The 22,539-nt window shown below is 62.6% G+C and carries 23 protein-coding genes; 12 read left to right on the forward strand and 11 right to left on the reverse strand.

Annotated features, from left to right (window positions below; all coding sequences use genetic code 11):
- The first annotated feature begins 39 nt into the window (after positions 1-39).
- Both LGQ10_RS11640 and LGQ10_RS11645 read left to right on the forward strand, forming a co-directional pair.
- The gene (locus tag LGQ10_RS11640) at positions 40-600 is read left to right on the forward strand and encodes a glycine cleavage system protein R (RefSeq protein ID WP_058434902.1); all 561 of its coding nucleotides are present in this window, start codon (positions 40-42) and stop codon (positions 598-600) included.
- Between the two features lie 10 nt (positions 601-610).
- Positions 611-1,084, forward strand: coding sequence for a peroxiredoxin (locus LGQ10_RS11645; protein WP_058434903.1), 474 nt, complete (start codon positions 611-613; stop codon positions 1,082-1,084).
- Between the two features lie 52 nt (positions 1,085-1,136).
- Here the strand turns inward: LGQ10_RS11645 and LGQ10_RS11650 are convergent, their stop codons facing one another.
- Both LGQ10_RS11650 and LGQ10_RS11655 read right to left on the reverse strand, forming a co-directional pair.
- Positions 1,137-2,207, reverse strand: coding sequence for an AI-2E family transporter (locus tag LGQ10_RS11650; RefSeq protein ID WP_226525616.1), 1,071 nt, complete (start codon positions 2,205-2,207; stop codon positions 1,137-1,139).
- A gap of 33 nt (positions 2,208-2,240) precedes the next feature.
- Positions 2,241-2,480, reverse strand: coding sequence for a sulfurtransferase TusA family protein (locus tag LGQ10_RS11655; RefSeq protein WP_058434904.1), 240 nt, complete (start codon positions 2,478-2,480; stop codon positions 2,241-2,243).
- Between the two features lie 225 nt (positions 2,481-2,705).
- Between LGQ10_RS11655 and LGQ10_RS11660 the strand changes: the two genes are divergently transcribed.
- Positions 2,706-4,139 (forward strand): M48 family metalloprotease, encoded by a 1,434-nt coding sequence (locus tag LGQ10_RS11660; RefSeq protein ID WP_058434905.1) that lies wholly within the window; start codon positions 2,706-2,708, stop codon positions 4,137-4,139.
- A gap of 76 nt (positions 4,140-4,215) precedes the next feature.
- Here LGQ10_RS11660 and LGQ10_RS11665 read toward each other — a convergent pair whose 3' ends face one another.
- From LGQ10_RS11665 to rpoE, 4 genes are all read right to left on the reverse strand, one after another.
- Positions 4,216-5,646, reverse strand: a complete 1,431-nt coding sequence (locus LGQ10_RS11665) for a DegQ family serine endoprotease (protein WP_226525617.1) — start codon at positions 5,644-5,646, stop codon at positions 4,216-4,218.
- A gap of 216 nt (positions 5,647-5,862) precedes the next feature.
- On the reverse strand, positions 5,863-6,819 hold the full coding sequence (locus LGQ10_RS11670) for a MucB/RseB C-terminal domain-containing protein (protein ID WP_058434907.1): 957 nt from the start codon (positions 6,817-6,819) through the stop codon (positions 5,863-5,865).
- Between the two features lie 8 nt (positions 6,820-6,827).
- A complete protein-coding gene (locus LGQ10_RS11675; RefSeq protein ID WP_058434908.1) occupies positions 6,828-7,415 on the reverse strand; it encodes a sigma-E factor negative regulatory protein in 588 nt (195 codons plus the stop codon).
- Between the two features lie 31 nt (positions 7,416-7,446).
- Positions 7,447-8,028 carry an RNA polymerase sigma factor RpoE gene (gene rpoE / locus LGQ10_RS11680; RefSeq protein ID WP_007930230.1) on the reverse strand — a complete coding sequence of 194 codons (582 nt, stop codon included), beginning with the start codon at positions 8,026-8,028 and terminating at the stop codon, positions 7,447-7,449.
- A 559-nt stretch (positions 8,029-8,587) separates the two neighbouring features.
- Between rpoE and nadB the strand changes: the two genes are divergently transcribed.
- Positions 8,588-10,210 carry an L-aspartate oxidase gene (gene nadB / locus LGQ10_RS11685; protein ID WP_058434909.1) on the forward strand — a complete coding sequence of 541 codons (1,623 nt, stop codon included), beginning with the start codon at positions 8,588-8,590 and terminating at the stop codon, positions 10,208-10,210.
- On the opposite strand, the gene LGQ10_RS11690 is transcribed toward nadB, so the two are convergent.
- Positions 10,173-10,625 carry a protein YgfX gene (locus LGQ10_RS11690; RefSeq protein ID WP_226525618.1) on the reverse strand — a complete coding sequence of 151 codons (453 nt, stop codon included), beginning with the start codon at positions 10,623-10,625 and terminating at the stop codon, positions 10,173-10,175. The genes nadB and LGQ10_RS11690 overlap by 38 nt on opposite strands.
- Positions 10,609-10,863, reverse strand: coding sequence for a succinate dehydrogenase assembly factor 2 (locus LGQ10_RS11695; protein WP_058434911.1), 255 nt, complete (start codon positions 10,861-10,863; stop codon positions 10,609-10,611). The genes LGQ10_RS11690 and LGQ10_RS11695 overlap by 17 nt, the downstream gene beginning before the upstream one ends.
- Positions 10,864-11,012: 149 nt before the next feature.
- Here LGQ10_RS11695 and LGQ10_RS11700 point away from each other — a divergent pair, with 149 nt between their 5' ends.
- On the forward strand, positions 11,013-11,954 hold the full coding sequence (locus LGQ10_RS11700; protein WP_226525619.1) for a YgfZ/GcvT domain-containing protein: 942 nt from the start codon (positions 11,013-11,015) through the stop codon (positions 11,952-11,954).
- 37 nt (positions 11,955-11,991) lie between these two features.
- Positions 11,992-12,813 (forward strand): HDOD domain-containing protein, encoded by an 822-nt coding sequence (locus LGQ10_RS11705; protein WP_058434913.1) that lies wholly within the window; start codon positions 11,992-11,994, stop codon positions 12,811-12,813.
- Between the two features lie 7 nt (positions 12,814-12,820).
- Here LGQ10_RS11705 and LGQ10_RS11710 read toward each other — a convergent pair whose 3' ends face one another.
- Both LGQ10_RS11710 and LGQ10_RS11715 read right to left on the reverse strand, forming a co-directional pair.
- Positions 12,821-14,218 (reverse strand): sensor histidine kinase, encoded by a 1,398-nt coding sequence (locus tag LGQ10_RS11710; RefSeq protein ID WP_058434914.1) that lies wholly within the window; start codon positions 14,216-14,218, stop codon positions 12,821-12,823.
- A complete protein-coding gene (locus LGQ10_RS11715; RefSeq protein ID WP_226525620.1) occupies positions 14,211-14,882 on the reverse strand; it encodes a response regulator in 672 nt (223 codons plus the stop codon). The genes LGQ10_RS11710 and LGQ10_RS11715 overlap by 8 nt, the downstream gene beginning before the upstream one ends.
- Positions 14,883-15,113: 231 nt before the next feature.
- On the opposite strand from LGQ10_RS11715, the gene LGQ10_RS11720 reads away from it, so the two are divergent.
- The 5 genes from LGQ10_RS11720 to LGQ10_RS11740 all read left to right on the forward strand — a co-directional run bounded on the left by LGQ10_RS11720 (position 15,114) and on the right by LGQ10_RS11740 (position 20,549).
- Positions 15,114-16,406 (forward strand): OprD family porin, encoded by a 1,293-nt coding sequence (locus LGQ10_RS11720; protein ID WP_058438549.1) that lies wholly within the window; start codon positions 15,114-15,116, stop codon positions 16,404-16,406.
- A gap of 99 nt (positions 16,407-16,505) precedes the next feature.
- The gene (locus LGQ10_RS11725) at positions 16,506-17,492 is read left to right on the forward strand and encodes a Bug family tripartite tricarboxylate transporter substrate binding protein (protein WP_226525621.1); all 987 of its coding nucleotides are present in this window, start codon (positions 16,506-16,508) and stop codon (positions 17,490-17,492) included.
- Positions 17,493-17,550: 58 nt separating this feature from the next.
- Positions 17,551-18,009, forward strand: coding sequence for a tripartite tricarboxylate transporter TctB family protein (locus LGQ10_RS11730; RefSeq protein WP_058437282.1), 459 nt, complete (start codon positions 17,551-17,553; stop codon positions 18,007-18,009).
- Position 18,010: 1 nt separating this feature from the next.
- Positions 18,011-19,525, forward strand: a complete 1,515-nt coding sequence (locus tag LGQ10_RS11735) for a tripartite tricarboxylate transporter permease (RefSeq protein ID WP_058437283.1) — start codon at positions 18,011-18,013, stop codon at positions 19,523-19,525.
- A complete protein-coding gene (locus LGQ10_RS11740; RefSeq protein ID WP_226525622.1) occupies positions 19,518-20,549 on the forward strand; it encodes an AbrB family transcriptional regulator in 1,032 nt (343 codons plus the stop codon). Before LGQ10_RS11735 ends, LGQ10_RS11740 begins: the two co-directional genes overlap by 8 nt.
- Positions 20,550-20,566: 17 nt before the next feature.
- Here LGQ10_RS11740 and ung read toward each other — a convergent pair whose 3' ends face one another.
- Positions 20,567-21,259, reverse strand: coding sequence for a uracil-DNA glycosylase (gene ung, locus LGQ10_RS11745; protein WP_226525623.1), 693 nt, complete (start codon positions 21,257-21,259; stop codon positions 20,567-20,569).
- A 133-nt stretch (positions 21,260-21,392) separates the two neighbouring features.
- Between ung and LGQ10_RS11750 the strand changes: the two genes are divergently transcribed.
- Positions 21,393-22,505, forward strand: a complete 1,113-nt coding sequence (locus LGQ10_RS11750; protein ID WP_058433447.1) for an enoyl-CoA hydratase/isomerase family protein — start codon at positions 21,393-21,395, stop codon at positions 22,503-22,505.
- Positions 22,506-22,539 lie beyond the last annotated feature (34 nt).

Here is a 22,539-nt window from a genome sequence, read left to right on the forward strand (position 1 = left end):
GTTGACAGTATCGACCGCTCATCGCTTTAGGAATGCTGCATGTCCACCCCCACAGTTCGCGAACAATTCCTTGTCATCAGTGCCCTCGGCGCCAACCCCATGGAGCTGACCAACGTCCTGTGCCGCGCCAGCCATGAAAACCGCTGCGCCGTGGTGACCTCGCGCCTGACCCGGCACGGTGAGTGCAGCGCGTTGATCCTGGAGGTGTCCGGCAGCTGGGACGCCCTGGCACGCCTGGAAGGCAACCTGCCTTCCCTGGCCAAGAAGCACGCCTTCACTGTCAACGTGGTACGCAGTGCGCCCCTGGAGAACCGCCCACAGGCCCTGCCTTATGTGGCCTACGTCAGTGCCGCCTACCGCTCGGACATCATCAACGAGCTGTGCCAGTTTTTCATCGACCACCATGTGGAGCTGGAAAACCTGACCTGCGATACCTACCAGGCACCGCAGACCGGCGGCACCATGCTCAACGCCACCTTTACCGTGACCCTGCCCGCAGGGACCCAGATCAGCTGGCTGCGCGACCAGTTCCTAGACTTCGCCGATGCCATGAACCTCGACGCCCTGATCGAACCCTGGCGCCCACAGAACCCCATGTAAGGACCCCCTCATGGCCGTAGCTATCGACCAACCCGTCGCCGATTTCCAGGCCCCTGCCACCAGCGGCCAGACCGTCAGCCTGTCTGGCCTCAAGGGCAAGCAGGTCGTGCTGTACTTCTACCCCAAGGACAGCACCCCGGGCTGCACCACCGAAGGTCAAGGCTTTCGCGACCAGTATCCGGCCTTCCAGGCGGCCAACACCGAGGTCTTCGGTATCTCCCGCGACGGGCTGAAGTCCCACGAGAATTTCAAGTGCAAGCAGGAGTTCCCCTTCGAGCTGATCAGCGACAAGGATGAAGCCGTCTGCCAGCTGTTCGACGTGATCAAGCTGAAAAAGCTCTACGGCAAGGAATACCTGGGCGTAGACCGCAGCACCTTCCTGATCGACAAGGACGGTGTGCTGCGCCAGGAATGGCGCGGGGTGAAGGTGCCCGGCCACGTCGACGCCGTACTGGCCGCAGCGCAGGCCCTGAACAAGGCCTGAAATGACCGGGGCGGCTGATCAGCCGCCCCGCTTGCCTCTGCCCTATGGCGCTCTAGAGCAGTGGCGCCACCATCGGATCCTTTCTCGGCCAGGCATCCAGCACGGCCTTGAACAGGGTCGCCAGGGGAATCGCGAAAAAGATCCCCCAGAACCCCCACAACCCGCCAAACAACAGTACCGCGCAGATGATCGCCACCGGATGCAGGTTCACCGCGCCGGAAAACAGCAGCGGCACCAGCACGTTGCCATCCAGGGTCTGAATGATCCCGTAGACCGCCATCAGGTAGATGAACTGGTCACTCCACCCCCACTGGAACAGGGCGATCAGCGCTACGGGCACCGTCACCACCACCGCGCCGACATAAGGCACCACCACCGAGATCCCCACCAGCAACGCCAACAATGCCGCGTAGTTCAAGCCCAGGGCGATGAAAGCGATGTACGTCACACCACCGCAAATGACGATCTCGATGACCTTGCCCCGGATGTAGTTGGCGATCTGCCGATTCATCTCATGAGCGACACGGGTGATCAGCGTCCGCTCCCGCGGCAGGTAGCCGATGACCCAGCGACTGATCATCGCCCGATCCTTGAGGAAGAAGAACACCAGGATCGGCACCAGTACCAGGTAGATCATGATGTTCACCAGCAACGGCAGGCTGGACAAGGAGAAAGTCAGCGCCCACTGCCCGAACTTGCCGATCTCGCCCCGTGCCACGTCGATGGCCTGCAGCACTTGTTCATCCGAGACCAGGTGCGGATAACGCTCGGGCAACAGCAACAACAGCGATTGCCACTTGGCAAGCATGCCCGGCAACTCGTTGAACAAGGTGATCAACTGATGCCAGAGCAGCGGCACCACTACCAGAATGAACAACAGCAACACCCCCATGAACAGGGCAAACACCAACCCCACCGCAGCTCCACCGGGCAAGCGCAAGCGCTCCAGGCTCACTACCAGGCCCTGCATCAGATAGGCCAGGACCATGCCGGCCAGCACCGGCGCAAGCATGCCTCCCAGGGTCAGTACCCCAGTGAAGGCCAGGAACAGCAGGACCGCCAGCACCACCGCCTCTTCGTCCGAGAAGTAACGCTGTATCCAGTCGCGTAGCACTTTGAACATCAATGATCCTTAAGATGAAAGAGGTGAACGACGTCAGGCCTTTTTCAGCCAGTAGCGATAAACCCCGGCCTCGTCCTCTTCGCGCAGCAGCGTATGACCAGCCAGTCGAGCGAACGTGCGAAAGTCGCGCTGGGACCCGGCATCAGTGGCAATGACCATGAGCACCGCACCACTGGCCAGGCGATTGAGTTCCATCTTGGCCTTGAGCAGCGGCAGTGGGCAGTTCAAGCCACTGGCATCCAGCTCGGCATCATGGGCGACGACATCGGTCATGGTGTTACTCCGCAGATAAATGCAAGGGCCCTAGAATACCCCGTGAAACAGCACCGTCGGCAACCGCGCGCAAACACCACACGCCAGCCTGCCACGGGCCTGCTGGTGTAGACGCTGGAATTTGGCGAAAAGCACCTTTGTCTCCTCAGAGTTTTCAACGGCCTTGTCTGGCTCCCGGACAGGTGTCCAGCTACAGTAGAGCCTTTGTTGACTAAGGCTCTGTGCATGAATTTGTTGCGCCCTACTCTGCTGACGCTCGCTTGCCTGCTCGCCTCACCGGGCTTCGCCGACGACCTGCCGTCACTTGGCGACGCCAGTTCAGCCATTGTCTCTCCTCAACAGGAATACCAGCTGGGTCGCGCCTGGCTCTCCTTGCTGCGCAGCCAGGTCTCGCAACTCAACGATCCGCAACTCAAGGACTACGTCGAAACCAGTGTCTACAAGCTGGTGGAGACCAGCCAGGTCAATGACCGACGCCTGGAGTTCATCCTGATCAACAGCCCGCAGCTCAACGCATTCGCCGCACCCGGCGGGATCATCGGGGTCAACGGCGGGCTGTTTCTCAATGCCCAGACCGAGGGGGAGTATGTTTCGGTGCTGGCCCACGAACTGGCGCACCTCTCCCAGCGCCACTTCGCCCGTGGCGTCGAGGCCCAGCGCCGGATGCAGGTACCCATGATGGCCGCCCTGCTGGCCGGCATCGTGATTGCCGCCGCCGGTGCCGGCGATGCGGGGATCGCCACCATTGCCGGTACACAGGCCGCCGCGATCCAGGAGCAGCGACGCTTCTCTCGGCAGAACGAACAGGAAGCCGACCGTATCGGCATCCTCAACCTGGAAAAGGCCGGCTACGATCCACGCTCGATGCCCACCATGTTTGAACGCTTGATGCGCCAATACCGCTTCGATGCCAAGCCACCGGAGTTCCTCCTGACTCACCCGGTCACCGAATCGCGAATCGCCGATACCCGCAACCGTGCCGAGCAGGCCAAGCCCGGCGGCGCCGAAGACAGCCTGCGCTATCAACTGATCCGCGCACGGGTGCAGTTGAACTACGAAGAGTCGCCTGGCCTGGCTGCCAAGCGCTTTCGTGCCCAGCTCGACGAAAACCCGAAGAACGACATTGCTCGCTACGGCCTGACCATCGCCCAGATCAAGGGCAGCCAGTGGAACGAAGCCCGGGAGAACCTCAAGCAGCTGCTGGCCAAGTCAGCCAATGACATCACCTACAACCTGGCCCAGATCGAACTGGACATGAACAACAACCGCCTTGCCGATGCACAAGGCCGGGTGGAGCGGATGCTCAACCTGTATCCGAAAAACTATCCGCTGAACCAGATCCGAGTTGACCTGCTACTCAAGCAAAGTCGCCCGGCCGATGCGGAAAAGGCCCTGGAAAGCCTCCTCAAAAGCCGCCCTGACGACCCGGATGTCTGGTACCTGGTGGCGGAAACACGCGGTCTTTCGGGCAACATCATCGGCCTGCACCAGGCACGCGCCGAATACTTCGCCCTGGTAGGGGACTATCAGCAGGCCATCCAGCAACTGGATTTCGCCAAGCGTCGTGCCGGCAGCAACTTCCCGTTGTCGTCACGAATAGACGCTCGTCAGCGCGAGATGATAGATCAGGAACAAATGATCAAGGACATGATGCGCTGACCCTGCGCAGAGCAATAAAAAAGCCCGCCTCACAAGAGGCGGGCTTTTTGATGGGCTAACCCCAGGGGCTCGCGGATTACTCCGCCAGCTTGAAGGTAATGAAGCTGGCTCGGCCCTGACGTAGCACCCGCATGGAGACCGAACGGTTCTTCGGCAATGCCTTGGCGATGTCGGTGAACTCCTTCGCCGAGGTGATTGCCTGGTTGTTCAGGTGAGTAATCACGTCACCCGGCTGCAGGCCAATCAACGCGGCAGGACCGTCCTGGACCTCCTTGATGACCACGCCGCCCTTGAGATCGAAGGACTTCTTCTGCTCAGCGCTGAGTTCGATCACGGCGATGCCCAAGCGGTTGCTGCTGCGCTCTACACCGGATTTGGACAGCTGGCTCAGGTCCTTGTCTTCTTCCGGGATGGCGCCAACGGTCAGTTCGATATTCTTGCGCTTGCCCTCACGGATCACCTCCAGATTGGTCTTGGCGCCAGCTTTCAGAGCTCCAACCAGATGTGGCAGGTCCGCCGACAGGACAATTGGCTGACCATTGAGGCTGAGGATCACATCCCCTACCTGCAGGCCACCCTTGGCAGCTGGCCCGTCATCCTGGATCTGCGCAACCAGGGCACCGGCGGGTTTCTCCAGGCCGAAAGACTCGGCCAGGTCCTTGTTGACCTCCTGGATCACCACGCCGAGCCAGCCACGGCTGACCTTGCCGCCGGCCTTGAGCTGGGAAGAAACGTCCATGGCCACATCGATCGGGATCGCGAAAGACACCCCCATGAAGCCGCCGGACCGAGTGTAGATCTGGGAATTGATCCCCACGACTTCACCCGCCAGGTTGAACAGCGGGCCACCGGAGTTACCTGGATTGATCGGCACGTCGGTCTGGATGAACGGAACATAGTTTTCGTTCGGCAAGCTGCGACCGATGGCGCTGACGATCCCCTGGGTCACGGTGTGGTCGAAACCGAACGGCGAACCGATAGCCACGACCCATTGACCAGCCTTCAGATCCTGGGACTTGCCCAGTTTCAGTACCGGCAGGTCCTTGCCATCGATTTTCAGCAGGGCGACATCGGAACGGGGGTCGGTACCGATCAACTTGGCTTTCAACTCGCTGCGATCAGCCAGGCGCACGAGGATTTCATCCGCATCGGCGATCACGTGATTGTTGGTCAGGATGTAGCCATCCGGAGAGATGATGAACCCCGAGCCAAGGGATTGAGCCTCACGCTGGCGATCTCCACGCGGGGAGCGCTGTTGAGGTGGCATGCCGCGCTCGAAGAACTCGCGCAGCATCGGCGGCAGGCCTTCAAGATCAGGCATGGGACCAGAAGATACCCGGCGATCAGGCAGCTTCTGCGTGGTACTGATGTTCACCACCGCAGGCGATGCCTGCTCGACCAACTGCGTGAAATCAGGCAGTTCAGCCGCCTGGGTAGAAACAGCCTGCCCAAGCACCAGCACAGTAGCAAGGATGGTGAAGTAAGACTTCAAGCGTGGTATCGACATACGGCTCCCGTTACGACGAGCGTGGTTAAGCAATAGTAAACAGCACCCAACGCAAGGGCGGTGCTTTTCTCCAGGAACGACAAATCAGGTCAGGACCGAAAGGCCCTGACCTATAAAAAAACTCTGGGAATTATGCAAATGAAATTGCTGACCAAACATTTCATCTTCTCAATTGTGGAGTAGCCATCTCTGACCTCTGGCACAACCAACAAGGCGTCATTGCTTGGTGGCGGAACCTGAACGCATCGACAGGGCAATACGCTCGGCGGTACCGATGGGAATCTCCCCTACCACCGTGACCATCATCTCGCCATCAGGCGTGGTCAGGCGGCGCGAAACCGCGACAGTAGGCCCGAGCTGGGTACGGGTATCCGTGACCGTTGCACCATTGAGTGGCTCGAGGAATACCGAAAAACGCGCCAGGCCATCGTCATACAACAAACTGTTGACCATGGTCTTGGTTTCCGGATCCTTGCGTGCGCTGCTGCTGGTCAACTCAAAGCCCGGAGGCAGCCAATCGGAATGCCACGTTTGTGCAGCCTTGACCGCCGAGGCCTTGTCACTGCCCAGAATCACCGGCTTGCAATCGGCACTGGCGCGCAGTTCGGCATCGCCAGGAACATCGCTGGTGTCCAGGCGAGTGAACTGGAAGCGCTCGAGCAATTGCCCCTTGTCGTTCAGCAGCAGGGACTTGAGTGGCAAGCCAGTCTCACGATCCAGATGCAGTTCGAAGCCATAACGGTGCTGGTCCTTGGGCGCGACCGAGATAATGACAGCAGGGCGCCCCGCAACTCGCGACTTGCCGATGACAGCAAGGTCATACCAGCTCTTGAGCTTCTGCGGATCGAGGGCACGCGCTACCGAATCGGGCGAGTCGCCCAATCCGGCCACCAGCGCACCACTGACGCACTGGGTACGACCATCGACGCGCACCACCTCTTGCGCGGACCCATCGAGCTGGATCAGACGCTCGAGAACCTTTCCATCCTGGACACGATGCCAGATGTTATGGGTCGAGAAACTACCATTACGCTCGTAAACGAAGGTGCCCTGGAAGCTTTGCTGCTGCTCCGCTTGCCCAAGACGCTGCAACCAGTCCTGGGCTTCATCGGCATGGGCTGGAACCACAAACCAGCCAGTGAGCAAAAGCGAGAGTAGAGGGATGGCGCGCATGATCCTCCTTAGCGGTTTTCCAGACTCGCAGCACGAGCATAAGGCAATGCGCTTTCAGTGCCTTTGAGTGCAGCTTGCTGAGCATGCTGGCGCAGATAGCTTGGCAGACGCTGGTCATGCCACCCTGGCTGCCCTTGCAATACACCATTGGCCATCGGGCCAGTGGCTTCGGAACTCTCATTGTAGCCAGCCAATACCGCCGGACCTTTGACCTGAGGCACCGCCAGGGTTGGCTGGCCAGCTTGCTGGGCCAGTTCTACACCCGCGATCTCGTCATGGTTGTACAGGCGAACACCTGCCAGCACCGCTACGGTCACCGAGGCGGCTACCGCCAGGCGACCCAGGCTGCGCCAGGGGCCACGGGAGCCTTTGGCTGGCACGGCTTCATCAGCCAGGGCTGCAGAAACGGCAGCGGCGATATCCAGACGCGGAAGCAGCAACTCCTTGTGCATGGCTGCCCGAGCGATCTGATAACGAGCCCAGGTCTCACGGGTTTCCACTTCGTCGACGGCATTCAATACCCGACGCAATTCCAGTTCGTCCGCTTCGTTATCCATCACCGCGGACAGCGATTCCTGCAGGGCTTCACGACTCATGGCGGTTCCTCTCTTGGCTGTCGCCGCTGTCTCAGGTTTCCTGCAACAACGGCTGCAGGGCTTTATCGATGGCTTCCCGAGCGCGGAAAATCCGGGAGCGCACGGTACCCACCGGACACTGCATGACGCTCGCAATGTCCTCGTAACTCAGACCATCGAATTCACGTAAAGTTAAAGCCGTACGCAAATCTTCAGGCAACTGCTGGATGGTGCGATGGACGGTGCCTTCGATCTCATCCCGCAACAACGCACGTTCCGGCGATTCGAGATCCTTCAGGCCATGATCGCCGTCGTAGAACTCCGCATCTTCAGAACTGACATCGCTATCCGGCGGCCGACGGCCGCGTGAAACCAGATAGTTTTTCGCCGTGTTGATGGCGATGCGGTACAGCCACGTGTAGAACGCACTGTCACCACGAAAATTACCTAGTGCACGGTATGCCTTGATGAAGGCTTCCTGTGCGACATCCTGGGCTTCATGGGTGTCGTGCACAAAACGCACGATCAACCCGAGAATTTTGTGCTGGTACTTCAGCACGAGCAGATCGAACGCGCGCTTGTCACCGCGCTGAACGCGCTCGACCAGCTGCTGATCCTCTTCCTGGGTTAGCATGAACACTCCTCGGTAAACTCGGAGGAAGCTTGCATTGCTAATCGATCAGGCTTGCAAACATAGACTCGGGCTTCTCGCAAAAGTTCTCCCCCTCCAAGCAAGTTTCCTGCGGGCTCTGATCCGGCACGCACGAAAAACGCAGCGCGGGCAACCCCGGCTGCGCGAATAATCCTGTCGCCGGTCTCCACCCCCTGGGAATACGCTGTAAACCCCGGATAAAACCGACGCTGTCCCTTCTTCCAGGCAACCTTCTATTGAGTTTGGGGCCTTGGCAAAAGTTCCCAATCTTTATAGCTGTGCCGGACGAAGTTTGTGTAACGCTAAAGAGAAAAACAGCCCTGTGCCCTCGATCGTCCCTGTCAGGCCCGAAAACGGCCTGAGCCCCAGGCTGACCGGGAGCAACGCTTTTGCTCAGCGAAGTCGCACAATGCCATGCAGGCGCGACTATTGTGCCGATCCCCCCCTCTATATACTAGTGGGCTGTGTGGCTGCCTTGACTTGCCGATTCAGGCGTCTTGCGCCAACCCCGTCCCGGGTCGCTTTGAGCGGAATCCTTCAAATGAGCCAACAGTTTCAACACGATGTCCTGGTAATAGGCAGCGGCGCCGCCGGCCTGAGCCTGGCCCTGACCCTGCCCAGCCACCTGCGTATTGCGGTCTTGAGCAAGGGCGATCTCGCCAATGGCTCGACCTATCGAGCCCAGGGGGGCGTGGCCGCGGTGCTGGACGACACCGACACCGTCGAATCCCATGTCGATGACACCCTCAATGCCGGCGCAGGCCTGTGTCATGAGGACGCGGTGCGTTTTACCGTGGAACACAGCCGGGAGGCCATCCAGTGGCTGATCGACCAGGGCGTGCCCTTTACCCGCGACGAAGATGCCAGCAACGACGACAACGGCTTCGAATTCCACCTGACTCGTGAAGGCGGCCACAGCCACCGGCGTATCATCCATGCCGCAGACGCCACCGGCGCTGCCATCTTCACCACCCTGCTGGCCAAGGCCCGGCAACATCCCAATATCGAATTGCTGGAGCAACGGGTCGCCGTCGACCTCATCACTGAAAAACGCCTGGGCCTGGAAGGCCATCGCTGCCTGGGCGCCTACGTGCTCAACCGCGCCACCGGCGAAGTCGATACCTTCGGTGCACGCTTCGTGATCCTCGCTTCCGGCGGTGCAGCCAAGGTCTACCTCTATACCAGCAACCCCGACAGCGCCTGCGGCGACGGCATCGCCATGGCCTGGCGCTCGGGCTGCCGGGTGGCCAACCTGGAGTTCAATCAGTTTCATCCCACCTGCCTTTATCACCCGCAGGCCAAGAACTTCCTGATCACCGAAGCCCTGCGCGGCGAGGGCGCCCACTTAAAGCTGCCCAATGGCGAGCGATTCATGCAGCGCTTCGACCCCCGGGCCGAACTGGCACCCCGCGACATCGTCGCCCGGGCTATCGACCATGAGATGAAGCGCCTCGGTATCGACTGCGTCTACCTGGACATCAGCCACAAACCGGAAAGTTTCATCAAGAGTCATTTCCCCACTGTCTATGAGCGCTGCCTGGAGTTCTCCATCGACATCACCCGCCAGCCGATTCCGGTGGTGCCGGCCGCACACTACACCTGCGGCGGGGTCATGGTGGACCAGCATGGCCATACCGACGTACCCGGCTTGTATGCCATAGGCGAAACCAGCTTTACCGGCTTGCACGGGGCCAATCGCATGGCCAGCAATTCATTGCTGGAATGTTTCGTCTATGCCCGCTCGGCGGCGACCGACATCCTCAGGCAACTGCCGCAGATCGCGCTCCCCATCGCCCTGCCCGCCTGGGACGCCAGTCAGGTCACCGACTCCGACGAAGACGTGATCATTGCGCACAACTGGGACGAGCTGCGGCGTTTCATGTGGGACTACGTGGGCATCGTACGCACCAACAAGCGCCTGCAGCGGGCTCAGCACCGGGTGCGCCTGCTGCTGGACGAGATCGACGAGTTCTACAGCAACTACAAGGTCAGCCGCGACCTGATCGAACTGCGCAACCTGGCCCAGGTCGCCGAGCTGATGATCCGCTCAGCGATGGCGCGCAAGGAAAGCCGCGGCCTGCACTACACCCTCGATTACCCGCAGATGCTCGCCGAAGCCCGGGATACTATTCTGCAGCCGCCCACCTATTGCGACCGAACTTGAGCCGCACCCGCAGGCGCCGATGCTCGTCGGCCGCCTGCGAATCCCTCGGGACGCAGATGGAGCAGACCCGGCGCTGCCCCTTCAGGCGAAAACGCAACACCACGATCAACGGCAGCGCCAGGCTGTCGGGGCACAAGTGCACCGCCTGCCAGCCCCCGGCCCGGCTCCACAATTGCCAGCCCGCGACGCCATGGCGCAAGCGCGTAAAAGCCCGGGGGTGGCTCAACAGGATTTTGCGGGGCAGTGTCCAGGCGGCGTGCAGCAGGCACAGCAACAGCCCAAGGAGCGTGGACACAAGGGGGATATCGAGCAAAAAAACGGCACCCAGGGCGAAGGCCTGGGCCAACAGATAGGCCGCCAGCAGTTGCAGTGAAGCCTGCCAGCGGCTCTCGAACAGCTTACTTGGGTTGGACACGGTCCAGGATCATGCGCACCATGCGCTGCAACTCGGGATCCGGGGATTCGCTGCGTTCCATGAACCAGCCGAACATGTCCTGGTCCTCGCACTCGAGCAGCTTGCGATAGCACTCGCGATCCGTTTCGTTGAGATGCGCATACACCTCCCTGACGAACGGCACCAGCAATACGTCCAGTTCGAGCATGCCGCGACGGCTGTGCCAGTAGAGGCGATTCAGTTCAACATCTTCAACCATGGAACGCTCCTCAAATAGGGCGCAAGTATACAGTCAGGGACAGGCGATGACAGTCGGCTTTGGTCGGTCACCGCCCATCCTTTGTGAACTATCCATTTCAGGGGAGCCCCCTTATGATGTGCCCCAGACTTTTTACCCTGCGATGAACCATGGCTGACTCCGCTTTTTTCTGCTCCCTGTCCCACGAAGGCGTGCTCGCCGCCCGCGGCCCCGATGCCGGCAAATTCCTGCAGGGTCAACTGACCTGCAACCTCAATTACCTCAGTGACAGCCAGTCCAGCCTGGGCGCCCGCTGTACCCAGAAAGGCCGCATGCAATCCAGCTTCCGCATTCTCCTGGAAGGTGACGGTTACCTGCTGGCCATGGCCAGCGAACTGATCGAGGCGCAACTGGCGGACCTGAAGAAATACGCGGTGTTCTCCAAGGCCAAGCTCAACGATGACAGCTCCAGCTGGGCACGTTTCGGCCTGGATTCGGCCCAGGGTGTTCTCGCCGGGCTGGGGCTCGAGCTGCCCCAGGAGGATGGTGCCGTGGCCCGGGCGGACGGCCTGATCGCCGTGCGTGTCTCAACCGACCGTGCAGAGCTCTGGATTCCGGCCGAACGCGCCGCTGGGTTGCGCCAGCACCTGGCCGCGCAACTGCCCGAAGGCGAGCTGAACCAGTGGCTGCTGGGCCAGGTTCGCGCAGGCCTGGGCCAGGTCATGCCACAGACCCGCGAACTGTTCATCCCGCAGATGCTCAACCTGCAAGCCGTGGGTGGCGTCAGCTTCAAGAAGGGCTGCTATACCGGCCAGGAAATCGTCGCCCGCATGCAGTACCTGGGCAAACTCAAGCGTCGCCTGTACCGCCTGGCCCTGCCCTCAGGCGAATTGCCGCTACCGGGCACCCCGCTGTTTTCCCCGACCCACGGCAGTGCCATCGGTGAGGTGGTGCTGGCGGCCCAGGCTGCGGATCAAGTGGAACTGCTGGCCGTGGTACAGGCCGAAGCAGCGGAAGATGGCAACCTGCACCTGGGCACGCTCGAAGGGCCCGGCCTGCAATTGCTCGACCTGCCGTACCAGCTGGATCGCGATCGCGAAATCCTGCGCTGATCGCCTGCCCTTTCCTGCAACACCCTAGAGAACTGAAATGACTGAGCTGGCGGAAAAGGTCCAACAGGATTTGGTCGAGGCCATCGACAACGATGACCTGGTCCTGCCAACCCTACCGGAGGTGGCCATGCAGATTCGCCAGGCCGCCGAAGACCCGGAAATCAGCGTCAGCACCCTGAGCAAAGTGATAGGTCGCGACACTGCTCTGTCGGCACGACTGATCAAGGTGGTCAACAGCCCGCTCCTGCGAGCGGCCCAGGAAGTCACCGACCTGCATACCGCCATCACGCGCCTGGGCGTCAACTACAGCAGCAACCTGGCCATCGGCCTGGTGATGGAACAGATCTTCAATGCCCGCTCCGAAGTGGTGGAGCACAAGATGCGCGACGTCTGGCGCCGGAGCCTGGAAGTGGCCGGGGTCTGCTATGCCCTGTGCCGCAGCTATACCCAGCTCAAGCCAGACCAGGCGGCGCTCGGCGGCCTGGTGCACCAGATCGGCGTACTGCCGATCCTGACCTACGCCGAAGACCACTACGAGCTGCTGGCCGACCCGGTCAGCCTCAACCACGTGATCGAACAGATCCACCCACTCCTGGGCAACAAGCTGCTGCAGGTCTGGGAGTTCCCCGAGCAACTGGCGCAGATTCCCCAGCAATACCTGGACTTCCAGCGTCAGGGCGCCCAGATCGACTACGTGGATCTGGTCCAGGTCGCCACCCTGTACTGCCACAAGGACACCGACCACCCGCTCTCGCGGATCGATGCCTTCAGCGTACCGGCCTTCAAGAAACTGAAGATCGACCCGGACGACCAGGCCATGTGCCGCGACCTCGAGGAATCGCGCTCGATGCTCTACTGAGCGGGCCTTATCGAGACTCCTGACCTGCGCTGAAACTCACCCTCACCTTCAAGCCCGACGGCTGGCCGTCATGCAGGCTGATCTGTGCCAGATGCGCGCGACAGATTTCACCGACGATGGCCAACCCCAGCCCCGATCCGGCTACCTGCTGGTTGCGCCGGTAGAAGCGCTCGAAGACCCGGTCGCGATCCTCCAGGGGAATCCCCGGCCCGTCATCCTCCACCTCCAGCACCCCCGGCGCGGCAACCCTCAGCACCACATTACCGCCCGACGGCGTATGGGCCAGGGCATTGTCCACCAGGTTGCTCAGCAGCTCATTGAGCAGGGTCGGCTCGCCCTTGAGCCACACGGGCTCGTCGGCCTCCAACGCCAGGGCGACGCCCCGGGCATGGGCCAGCGGTGCCATGGCCATGCCCAACTCGCGCGCCAGCTGGCTGAGATCGAGCGGTTGCGCCCCACCCTCGGCAATCGCCCGGGCGCCGTTTTCCACCCGGGCCAGGGACAACAGCTGGTTGGCCAGATGGGTCAGACGGTCGGTGCCCTGGGCCACGTTCTCCAGGGTCGAGCGCCAGGTCTGCGGTTCATTGGAACGCAACCCGAGCTCGAGACGGGCCTTGAGCGCCGCCAGCGGGGTACGCAACTCATGGGCCGCGTCAGCGATGAACTGCGCCTGACGCTCGAACTGTCCGCGCAAACGCTCGGTGAAATGGTTCAAGGCCCGTACCAGCGGCCCCAGCTCGTGCTGCACCGAAACCAGCGGCAGAGGCCGCAGGTCGTCCGGCTGACGCTCCTCCACCGCACTGCGCAAGCGCTCCAGCGGTCGCAAGGCCGCACTCACCGCGAACCACACCAGCAGCAGGGCGCCGATGGCCAGCATGCCCAGGCGCAACAGGGTGTCGGCCATCAGGCTGCGGGCCATGGCCACCCGGGCCTCATCGGTTTCCGCCACGCGGATTTCCGCCATGCCGTTCATGTTCGGCTCGCTGACCGCCTTGAGCAGGCTCACCACCCGCACGTTCTGCCCCAGGTAGGTCGCATCGTAGAACCGTGCCAGCGCCGGGTAGTCATCGGTGCGCGGCGTACCTGGCGGCGGCCCCGGCAGGTTCTCGTAGCCGGAAATCAGTTGTTGGTGGATGTCATTGACCTGGTAGTAGATTCGCCCGGCACTGTCATAGGCGAAGGTGTCCAGGGCCACATAAGGCACGTTGGCACTGAGGCTGCCATCACGCTGGGACAGGCCGGCGGCGATGGTTCGAGCCGAGGCCAGGAGGGTTCGGTCGTAGGCGGTGTCGGCAGCCTCGCGACCGTTCCAGTAGGCGCTCAGGCCACTGGCCAGCATCAGCACCACCAGCAGCAGCGCCAGGTTCCACAACAGGCGCCAGCGCAGGCTGCTGGGCTTATGCATCGCGGCTTTCCAGCAAGTAGCCCAGGCCGCGGAAGGTCACGATGGCCACCGCCTGGCCATCGAGCTTCTTGCGCAGGCGATGGATATAGATCTCGATGGCATCCGGACTGGCTTCCTCATCCAGGCCGAACACCTGGGAGGCCAGCTGCTCCTTGCTCATCACCCGGCCAGGCCGGGCGATCAACGCCTCGAGTACCGCCTGCTCGCGGGACGTCAGGGTCAGCAACTCCTCGCCAAGGGTAAAGCGCCGGGTGTCCAGGTCGTAGGCCAGCACCCCGCAACGCTGCTGGCGTTCACCACCCAGCACGCTGCGGCGCAACAGCGCCTTGACCCTGGCCTCCAGCTCGGTCAGCTCGAATGGCTTGGCCAGGTAGTCATCGGCCCCGAGGTTCAACCCGTGCACCCGATCCTTGACGTCGCTGCGAGCGGTAAGCATCAGTACCGGCAGGTTCTTGCCACGGGCACGCAAGCGCGCCAGCACTTCGAAACCGTCCATGCGCGGCAAGCCGACATCGAGGACCACCATGGCGTATTCCTCGCTGCCCAGGGCCAGGTCGGCGGCCACCCCGTCGTGCAGCACATCCACGGTCAGGCCGGTGCTCTTGAGCGCCTGGGCGACACTTTCAGCCAGTTGCAGATGGTCTTCGACCAGCAGGACCCGCATGGATTTGCACCTCGTTCAGGGGGAATCGACCGTGTTTTGCGCGCGGAGTGTAACGCCGCAACCGCTGCTGTGAAGCCTGGAAATCGTGGAAGCTGGCTGAAAGGTTAGCGAAAGGTTGGCCCTTTAGAGTCCTGTAACGGAAAGTTTCGGCAGCCCTGCCGAACTCCGCCGACATGCAAAACGCCTAGATGCGTTTTCATCAAAATAAGAACAATAACGGAGTACCACCGGATGCCATCCACGCACCCTCAGGCCACCACGCCTGTGCGTTTCTCCCGCCTGACCCCGACCGCCCTTGCCAGCGCCGCCGCCCTTGCCGGTGTCGCCCCGCTGACCCAGGCCGCCTTCTTCGAAGACAGCAGCGCCACCTTCGAAACCCGCAACATGTATTTCAACCGAGACTTTCGCGACGGCACCAGCGCCCAGCAATCAAAGCGCGATGAATGGGCCCAGGGCTTCATGCTCAATCTGCAGTCGGGCTACACCGACGGCACCGTGGGTTTTGGCCTGGACGCCCTGGGCATGCTCGGGATCAAGCTCGACTCCAGCCCCGATCGCACCGGCACCGGCCTGTTGCCGACCCACGATGACGGGCGCGCGGCCGACCAGTACTCCAAGCTCGGCCTGACCGGCAAGGTGAAGATCTCCGCCACCGAACTGAAGATCGGCAGCCTGATCCCGGAACTGCCGATCCTCAAGCCCAATGACGGGCGCATCCTGCCGCAGACGTTCGAGGGCGGTTTGCTGACCTCCAGGGAGATCAAGAACCTGACCTTCACCGGCGGCCGCCTCAACAAGGCCAAGGACCGCGACGACAGCAACTACGAGGACATCCGCCTCAACAACAAGAACAGCCGTTTCGCCGGCACCGTGGCCGGCAAGCACTTCAACTTCGGCGGCCTGGACTACAAGTTCACCGACAAGATCACCGGCAGCTACCACTTCGCCCAACTGGACGATGTCTACCGCCAGCATTTCCTCGGCCTGGTCGCCTCCCGGCCCATGGGCCCGGGCACCTTCGCCACCGACCTGCGCCTGGCCATCAGCGACGACCAGGGCCAGGCCCGCGGCGGCAAGATCGACAACAAGTCCCTCAACGGCCTGGTGAGCTACGCCCTCAACGGCCATAAACTCAGTGCCGGCTACCAGCACATGTCCGGCGACAGCGCTTTTCCCTACGTGGATGGCAGCGATCCGTACTTGGTGAACTTCGTGCAGATCAACGACTTCGCCGGCGCCGAGGAGCGCTCCTGGCAAGCCCGCTACGACTACGACTTCGCCAAGCTGGGGGTGCCCGGCCTGAGCTTCATGACCCGCTACCTGCGCGGTGACAACATCGCCCTGAAAAACGGCGACACCGGCAAGGAATGGGAACGCAACACCGAGATCAAGTACGTGGTGCAAAGCGGTACCTTCAAGGACGTCGCGGTACGCCTGCGCAATGCCACCTACCGTTCCAACTATTCGGCTCGCGATGCGGACGAAGTACGCCTGCTGGTGAGCTACAGCGTGGCCCTGTGGTAACCCACGGGCCATTCCATGGCGGGGCCGGCAAGCCGGCCTCCGCGCCCATGGGTCGAGGACGACCCGGGCATACCGACAACAACTCCTGTGGAGACGATCATGGATTTTTCACTGCGTAAACTCGCCCTCGCCGCCGGCTGCCTGCTGTTTGCCGGCCAACTGCTGGCGGCCTCTGCCGAACCCAAGCGCCCGGAATGCATCGCCCCGGCCTCCCCTGGCGGTGGTTTCGACCTGACCTGCAAGCTGGTGCAAAGCGCCCTGGTCAACGAGAAGATCCTCAGCAAGCCGATGCGCGTGACCTATATGCCCGGTGGCGTTGGCGCCGTGGCCTACAACGCCGTGGTAGCCCAGCGCCCGGCCGATGCCGGGACCCTGGTGGCCTGGTCCAGCGGATCGCTGCTGAACCTGGCCCAGGGCAAGTTCGGCCGCTTCGATGAAAACGCCGTGCACTGGCTGGCGGCGGTGGGCACCAGCTATGGCGCCATCGCGGTAAAAAGCGATTCGCCCTACAAGAACCTCGACGACCTGGTCCAGGCCCTGAAAAAAGACCCGAGCAAAGTGGTGATCGGCTCCGGCGGCACCGTCGGCAGCCAGGACTGGATGCAGACCGCACTGATCGCCAAGGCCGCCGGGATCAATCCGCGCGACCTGCGCTACGTGGCCCTGGAAGGCGGCGGCGAGATCGCCACCGCCCTGCTGGGCGGGCATATCCAGGTGGGCAGTACCGACATCTCCGACTCCATGCCGCACATCCTGGCCGGCGACATGCGCCTGCTGGCGGTGTTCTCCGAGCAGCGCCTGGACGAGCCGGAAATGAAGGACATCCCCACGGCCAAGGAACAGGGCTACGACATCGTCTGGCCGGTGGTGCGCGGTTTCTACCTTGGGCCGAAAGTCAGCGACGAGGAATACGCCTGGTGGAAAAACGCCTTCGACAAGCTGCTGGCCTCCGAGGAGTTCGCCAAGCTGCGCGACCAGCGCGAGCTGTTTCCCTTCGCGATGACCGGCCCTGAACTGGACACCTATGTGAAAAAGCAGGTGGCCGACTACAAGACCCTGGCCAAAGAGTTCGGCCTGATCCAGTGACCGATCCTTTCTGACGGCCCGCCCCTTGCGCATAGAGGGTCGGGCCCGGGAGTTAGCCATGCTCGTTCAACGTCTCTTCGCCGCGGTGTTGCTGCTGGCCTGTGCCGGTCTGGCACTGATGGCCTGGCCGTACCAGGCCGCGTTTTCCTATGAACCGGTGGGCCCACGGGCCTTTCCCCTGCTGATGCTCGGGCTGATGGGCATGGCGCTGCTGTACATGCTGTTTCGCCCGGCGCCAATCAAGCACAGCGACGACGAACCGCCCCTGGACCGGCAGACCCTGACCAAGATCGCCCTCTGCGTGGCCTTGCTGCTGGTGTTCGCCGGAACCTTCGAACCCTTGGGCTTCATCCTCGCCGGCATCCTGGCCGGCGTGCCGATGGCGCGTCTGTACGGCGGCCGCTGGCTGCCCAGCCTGGTGATCATTGGCCTGCTCAGTGTCGCCCTCTACTGGCTGTTCGACCGAGTCATGGACGTGCCCCTGCCCCTTGGCCTGCTCGACGTTCTGGAGAATTGATATGGATACCCTCAGCTACCTGGGCCAGGGCTTCGGCGTCGCACTGAGCCCCTACAACCTGGTCACCGCCCTGGCCGGAACCCTGATCGGCACCGTGGTCGGGCTGTTGCCGGGCCTGGGCCCAATCAACGGCGTGGCACTGCTGATCCCCATTGCCTTCGCCCTGGGCTTGCCGCCGGAATCGGCGCTGATCCTGCTGGCCGCGGTGTACCTGGGCTGCGAATACGGCGGCCGGATCAGCTCGATCCTGCTGAACATTCCCGGCGAAGCCTCGACCGTGATGACCACCCTGGACGGCTACCCCATGGCCCGCCAGGGCCTGGCCGGCGTGGCGCTGTCATTGTCGGCCTGGAGCTCATTCATCGGCGCCTTGATCGCCACCTGCGGCATGGTGCTGTTCGCCCCACTGCTGGCCAAGTGGGCGATCGCCTTCGGCCCGGCGGAGTACTTCGTGCTGATGGTGTTCGCCATCGTCTGCCTGGGCGGCATGGCCGGCGACCGGCCGTTGAAGACCTTTATCGCCGCGCTGATCGGGCTGTTCCTGTCGGCCGTGGGCATCGACGCCAACAGCGGCGTGTACCGCTTTACCGGCGACAACATCCACCTGGCCGATGGCATCCAGTTCGTGGTGCTGGTGCTGGGCCTGTTCTCCATCAGCGAGATCCTCCTGTTGCTGGAGAAGACCCATCGCGGCCAGGAAGCGGTGAAGGCCACCGGGCGCATGATGTTCAACGTCAAGGAAGCGGCCTCGGTGTTCATGGTGAACATGCGCTGCGGCCTGCTGGGCTTCATCATGGGCGTGCTGCCCGGAGCCGGCGCGACCCTGGCCAGCGCCGTGGCCTACATGACCGAAAAACGCATCGCCGGTGCCAGCGGCACGTTCGGCCAGGGCGACAAGCGCGGCCTGGCGGCTCCCGAAACCGCGATCGGTGCCTCGGCCTGCGGCGCCCTGGTGCCGATGCTGACCCTGGGCGTACCGGGTTCGGGCACCACCGCGGTGATGATCGGCGCCCTGTCGCTGTACAACATCACGCCTGGCCCGCTGCTGTTCCAGCAGCAGCCGGACATCGTCTGGGGCCTGATCGCCTCGCTGTTCATCGCCAACATCATGCTGGTGATCCTCAACATCCCCATGATCCGGATCTTCACCCGCATCCTCGCCGTGCCGAACTGGGCCCTGGTGCCGGCGATCGCGATCATCACCGGGATCGGCGTCTACGCCGTGCACGCCACCACCTTCGACCTGTTCCTGATGGTCGGCATCGGCATCTTCGGCTACATCCTGCGCAAGCTCGATTTCCCGCTGTCCCCCGTGCTGCTGGGTTTCATTCTCGGGGGCCTGATGGAGCAGAACCTGCGCCGCGCACTGTCGATCTCCAACGGCGCGCTGGAGATCCTCTGGTCGAGCCCGATCACCGTCGGGGTCTGGGTGCTGACCGTCTTCATGCTGTGCATGCCGCTGCTGCGGATATGGCGCAAGCGTTCGGCCCGCCAGCGTGTGGTGGCCGATGTCTGAAGCTACTGCCCGGCACTGGTGGGGCACGCCCCTGGTCGGCCTGGCCGGCGGCTACCTCGCCAGCCAGGTCGGCTGGCCATTGCCCTGGATGGTCGGCTCGTTGCTGGCGATCATCCTGGTGCGCTGCCTGACCCCCTGGCAACTGGCGGAGATCCCCGGCGGACGCAAGTGCGGACAATGGATAGTGGGCATTGGCATCGGCCTGCACTTCACGCCACAGGTGATGGAGCAGGTCATGAGCCACTTCGGCCTGATCTTCTGTGGCGCCCTGGTCACCAGCCTGTCCAGCGTCGTGGCCGTCTGGCTGCTGCGACGTACCGGGGAAGATCGCGCCACTGCCTTTTTCTCCAGCATGCCCGGCGGCTCGGGGGAGATGGTCAACCTCGGCGCACGCAACGGCGCGGTGCTCAGCCGCGTGGCGGCCGGGCAGAGCCTGCGAGTGCTGACGGTGGTGCTGTGTGTGCCGGCGGCGTTCAAGTACCTGCTGGGGCAAGGCACACCGGTGCTGCAAGCGGCCAGTGTCGACTGGCGCTGGCTGGCCCTGCTGTTTCCCGCAGGCGCGCTGCTGGCCTGGCTCTGGCAACGGCTGCGTCAACCCAATCCGTGGCTGTTCGGTCCACTGCTGCTCAGCGCCGTGGTCAGCCTCACCTGGAACCTGCATATCGGCCTGCCCGACGGCGCCAGCAAGATGGGCCAGTGGCTGATCGGCAGCGGCCTGGGCTGTCACTTCAACCGGCAGTTCTTTCGCCGGGCGCCGTCATTCATGGGCCGTACCCTGCTGGGTACGGCCCTGAGCATGCTGATCGCCGGCCTCGCGGCCCTCGCGCTGAGTGTGCTGACCCGCCTGGACCTGCGTTCGCTGACCCTGGGCATGATGCCCGGCGGTATTGCGGAAATGAGCCTGACGGCCGAGGTGCTGCAGCTGTCGGTGCCGTTGGTGACGGCGATGCAGGTGATGCGGCTGTTGTTCGTGCTGTTCCTCGCCGAGCCCCTGTTCCGCCACTGGAACAAAGGCCCTCTGTAGCGGCTGCAGGATGTTCCTCACAGCGGCGGCAGGCGCCACTCGATGGGGGCTTCGCCACTCTGCTCGAGGAACTTGTTGGTCCGGCTGAAATGCCCGCAACCGAGGAATCCGCGATAAGCCGATAGTGGCGATGGGTGTACGGAGGTCAGCACCAGGTGCTTGGTGGCATCGATCAGTTTCTGCTTGCTCTGGGCATGGGCGCCCCAGAGCAGGAATACCAGGTGTGGCTGGTGCTCGCTGACCACTTCGATGATCCGGTCAGTGAAGAACTGCCAGCCTTTGCCCGCGTGGGACGCCGCATTGGCCCGCTCCACGGTCATGGTGGTGTTGAGCATCAGCACCCCCTGTTCGGCCCAGCTCTGCAGGTAGCCGTGATTGGGGATATCGATGTTCAGGTCGCGCTTGAGCTCCTTGTAGATGTTCACCAGCGAGGGCGGCGCGGGTACTCCGGGCTGCACCGAAAAGCACAGCCCATGGGCCTGGCCCGGCCCGTGATAGGGGTCCTGGCCAAGGATCACCACCTTGACCTTGTCCAGCGGCGTCGAGTTCAGAGCGTTGAAGATCATCGGGCCCGGTGGGTAGATTTCCTTGCCGGCAGCGTGTTCCTGGCGCAGGAACTCCCGCAATTCGCTCATGTAGGGCTGTTCGAATTCGGCCCGCAAGGCCTCCTTCCAGCTCGGTTCGAGTTTGATACGATCGTCAGCAGTCATGGCCATGCCCGTGAAAAAAACAATGGCCGCACCCTAGGAAAGCCGACTTCGCTTGTCAATTGATCTGACACAGAACCGGCACTTTCCCCCACAGCGATCATACTGACCGCTCTTGTTTTCCATCGAGGTCACGATGAACCTGCACGTCGAAGAACTCACCGGCACCGATGGTGCACGTATCGCCATCGCCACCCTGGACGCGGAAAAGACCCTCAACGCCCTGTCGCTGCCCATGATCCAGCAGTTGAGCGAGCGCCTGGAAGCCTGGGCCAAGGATCCGCAAGTCGTCTGTGTGCTGTTGCGTGGCAACGGTGCCAAGGCCTTCTGTGCCGGGGGTGAGGTACGTAGCCTGGCCCAGGCCTGCCTGGCGAATCCGGGCGAGGTGCCGGCCCTGGCCGGGCACTTCTTCGCCGCGGAATATCGCCTGGACTATCGCCTGCACACCTATCCCAAGCCGTTGATCTGCTGGGGCCACGGTTATGTGCTCGGCGGTGGCATGGGCCTGTTGCAAGGCGCGGGGATCCGCATCGTCACCCCCAGCAGCCGCCTGGCAATGCCGGAAATCAGCATCGGCCTGTATCCCGACGTGGGCGCCAGCTGGTTCCTCTCGCGCATGCCCGGCAAGCTGGGGTTGTTCCTGGGCCTCACCGGCGCCCATATCAACGGCCGCGATGCCCTGGACCTGGACCTCGCCGACCGTTTCCTGCTGGATGAACAGCAAGAGGAACTGATCGAAGGGCTGTTGCAACTGAACTGGCAGGAACAGACTCCACGCCAGCTCAACAGCCTGTTCCGGGCACTGCAGCAGGAAGCCCTGGGACAGATGCCCGAGGCCCAATGGCTGCCGCGCCGGCAACAGATCGACCAGTGGCTGGATGTCAGCGACGTGACGTGTGCCTGGCGCGCCATCAGCCAGTTGCAGAACCATCCGGATGCCCTCTACAGCCGCGCGGCCAAGACCCTTGGCGAAGGTTGCCCGTTGACTGCCCACCTGGTGTGGGAACAGATCCGCCGGGCCCGCTACCTGTCCCTGGAACAGGTGTTCCAGATGGAATACACCCTGAGCCTGAACTGCTGCCGGCACCCGGAATTCGCTGAAGGGGTGCGTGCGCGCCTGATCGACAAGGACCAGCGACCGCGCTGGCACTGGCCCGATATCAACGGCGTGCCGGAGGCCGTGGTGCAAGCGCATTTCCACAAGGCCTGGGAAGGCCGCCATCCACTGGCGGACCTCACGGACTACTGACCGCCAGCACCGCTGGCAACGGCCGGAAACCAGG

The sequence above is a fragment of the Pseudomonas sp. L5B5 genome (assembly GCF_020520285.1).
Lineage (GTDB): Bacteria > Pseudomonadota > Gammaproteobacteria > Pseudomonadales > Pseudomonadaceae > Aquipseudomonas.

Bases quoted from the DNA above. Each gene is read 5' to 3' on its own strand.
- LGQ10_RS11640 (WP_058434902.1), top strand. From the start codon at position 40: ATGTCCACCCCCACAGTTCGCGAACAATTCCTTGTCATCAGTGCCCTC.
- LGQ10_RS11645 (WP_058434903.1), top strand. From the start codon at position 611: ATGGCCGTAGCTATCGACCAACCCGTCGCCGATTTCCAGGCCCCTGCC.
- LGQ10_RS11650 (WP_226525616.1), bottom strand. From the start codon at position 2,207: ATGTTCAAAGTGCTACGCGACTGGATACAGCGTTACTTCTCGGACGAA.
- LGQ10_RS11655 (WP_058434904.1), bottom strand. From the start codon at position 2,480: ATGACCGATGTCGTCGCCCATGATGCCGAGCTGGATGCCAGTGGCTTG.
- LGQ10_RS11660 (WP_058434905.1), top strand. From the start codon at position 2,706: ATGAATTTGTTGCGCCCTACTCTGCTGACGCTCGCTTGCCTGCTCGCC.
- LGQ10_RS11665 (WP_226525617.1), bottom strand. From the start codon at position 5,646: ATGTCGATACCACGCTTGAAGTCTTACTTCACCATCCTTGCTACTGTG.
- LGQ10_RS11670 (WP_058434907.1), bottom strand. From the start codon at position 6,819: ATGCGCGCCATCCCTCTACTCTCGCTTTTGCTCACTGGCTGGTTTGTG.
- LGQ10_RS11675 (WP_058434908.1), bottom strand. From the start codon at position 7,415: ATGAGTCGTGAAGCCCTGCAGGAATCGCTGTCCGCGGTGATGGATAAC.
- rpoE (WP_007930230.1), bottom strand. From the start codon at position 8,028: ATGCTAACCCAGGAAGAGGATCAGCAGCTGGTCGAGCGCGTTCAGCGC.
- nadB (WP_058434909.1), top strand. From the start codon at position 8,588: ATGAGCCAACAGTTTCAACACGATGTCCTGGTAATAGGCAGCGGCGCC.
- LGQ10_RS11695 (WP_058434911.1), bottom strand. From the start codon at position 10,863: ATGGTTGAAGATGTTGAACTGAATCGCCTCTACTGGCACAGCCGTCGC.
- LGQ10_RS11700 (WP_226525619.1), top strand. From the start codon at position 11,013: ATGGCTGACTCCGCTTTTTTCTGCTCCCTGTCCCACGAAGGCGTGCTC.
- LGQ10_RS11705 (WP_058434913.1), top strand. From the start codon at position 11,992: ATGACTGAGCTGGCGGAAAAGGTCCAACAGGATTTGGTCGAGGCCATC.
- LGQ10_RS11710 (WP_058434914.1), bottom strand. From the start codon at position 14,218: ATGCATAAGCCCAGCAGCCTGCGCTGGCGCCTGTTGTGGAACCTGGCG.
- LGQ10_RS11715 (WP_226525620.1), bottom strand. From the start codon at position 14,882: ATGCGGGTCCTGCTGGTCGAAGACCATCTGCAACTGGCTGAAAGTGTC.
- LGQ10_RS11720 (WP_058438549.1), top strand. From the start codon at position 15,114: ATGCCATCCACGCACCCTCAGGCCACCACGCCTGTGCGTTTCTCCCGC.
- LGQ10_RS11725 (WP_226525621.1), top strand. From the start codon at position 16,506: ATGGATTTTTCACTGCGTAAACTCGCCCTCGCCGCCGGCTGCCTGCTG.
- LGQ10_RS11730 (WP_058437282.1), top strand. From the start codon at position 17,551: ATGCTCGTTCAACGTCTCTTCGCCGCGGTGTTGCTGCTGGCCTGTGCC.
- LGQ10_RS11735 (WP_058437283.1), top strand. From the start codon at position 18,011: ATGGATACCCTCAGCTACCTGGGCCAGGGCTTCGGCGTCGCACTGAGC.
- LGQ10_RS11740 (WP_226525622.1), top strand. From the start codon at position 19,518: ATGTCTGAAGCTACTGCCCGGCACTGGTGGGGCACGCCCCTGGTCGGC.
- ung (WP_226525623.1), bottom strand. From the start codon at position 21,259: ATGACTGCTGACGATCGTATCAAACTCGAACCGAGCTGGAAGGAGGCC.
- LGQ10_RS11750 (WP_058433447.1), top strand. From the start codon at position 21,393: ATGAACCTGCACGTCGAAGAACTCACCGGCACCGATGGTGCACGTATC.